General features: G+C 55.0%; 1 protein-coding gene. It reads left to right on the top strand.

What is annotated here, in order from left to right; translation table 11 throughout:
- The first annotated feature begins 3 nt into the window (after positions 1–3).
- Positions 4–1,077 carry an integron integrase gene (locus tag VEH04_00780; GenBank protein HYG21285.1) on the top strand — a complete coding sequence of 358 codons (1,074 nt, stop codon included), beginning with the start codon at positions 4–6 and terminating at the stop codon, positions 1,075–1,077.
- The last annotated feature ends 207 nt before the right edge of the window (positions 1,078–1,284 follow it).

The following is a 1,284-nucleotide window of genomic DNA, read 5'->3' as shown; positions in this document are numbered from 1 at the left end:
TGCGTGGGCGGTGGTCCTTTTCACGGGGGCAACATTATGAAAAAGGGGTTCAAGGGTCAAGGGAGTTCAGGGTCCGAAAACGTTAAAGCTTCAGCTGGGATCATTCCCAATCCCAAGCTCAAATTGCTCGACCAGGTTCGGGAAGTCCTGCGCCTGCTTCACTATTCCCTCTCAACGGAGCGATCATACTGCGATTGGATTCGCCGCTACGTCCGCTTCCATAAAATGCGAAGCCGCGACGAGCTTCTCTCCACTTCAGAGGCGAAGATCGAGCTATTCCTGAGCAACCTTGCGGTTGATGGGAATGTCTCAGCCTCGACGCAGAATCAAGCGTTCAACGCTCTGCTCTTCCTGTACCGAGAAGTTCTCCACGTTGAGGTGAAGGGCATCAATGCATTGCGCGCTGACAAACCAGTTCGGATGCCTGTCGTTCTGACGGTGGATGAGGTGCGGGCGGTTATCCCGGTTCTGACAGGAACACCGCAATTGGTGGTCAAAATGATTTACGGCAGCGGATTGCGCCAGATGGAAGCGTTGCGCTTGCGGGTAAAGGACATTGATTATGCGATGAAGCAAGTCACGGTTCGAGACGGCAAAGGCGCGAAGGATCGGTTCACGGTGCTGGCCAAGGGAGTCATTCCGCCATTGCAGGAGCACCTGCAATGGGTCAAGGCAATCCACGAAGAGGATTTGAAGCACGGACTGGGCGCCGTGTATCTTCCGGGCGCCTTGGAAAGAAAGTATCCGAACGCAGCGTATTCATGGGGCTGGCAATATGTGTTTCCGGCCAAATCCATTTCTGTGGATCCGCGCAGCGGCAAGTCGCGACGGCATCACATTGATGAAGCCACAATACATCGCGCAATCAAGGCGGCTGTCAGGCGCGTGGGCATCACCAAGCGTGTGAGCAGCCATACGTTCAGGCACAGCTTTGCGACCCACGCATTGCAACGGGGAGCCGACATCAGAACGATCCAGCAATTGCTGGGACATGAGGACGTCAGCACAACCATGATTTATACGCACGTGCTGCAACATGGAGGTTGCGGGATGCCAAGTCCACTGGACCAGATGTAGCGCGGCTCCAATTCGTGGGGCGATTGATCGACGTTCCGTTTGCGGAGGAGGACGCGGAGAGAGCAGCGGATTGAGCAACGTAATGGAGCAAAGCGGCGTTTACGCGAATTACGCTAATTTTCGCGAATTCCTGCTGGTTTCGTGTGATTAGTGTGTTTCGTGGTTATCCGTTTTGCCTGCGCCTGGGGCAGGGTCTGATAAGCGTGG

It is taken from the genome of Verrucomicrobiia bacterium (assembly GCA_035629175.1).
In the GTDB taxonomy this organism is placed as follows: domain Bacteria; phylum Verrucomicrobiota; class Verrucomicrobiia; order Limisphaerales; family DASXHY01; genus DASXHY01.
This window is presented reverse-complemented; position numbering and strand designations above follow the sequence as displayed.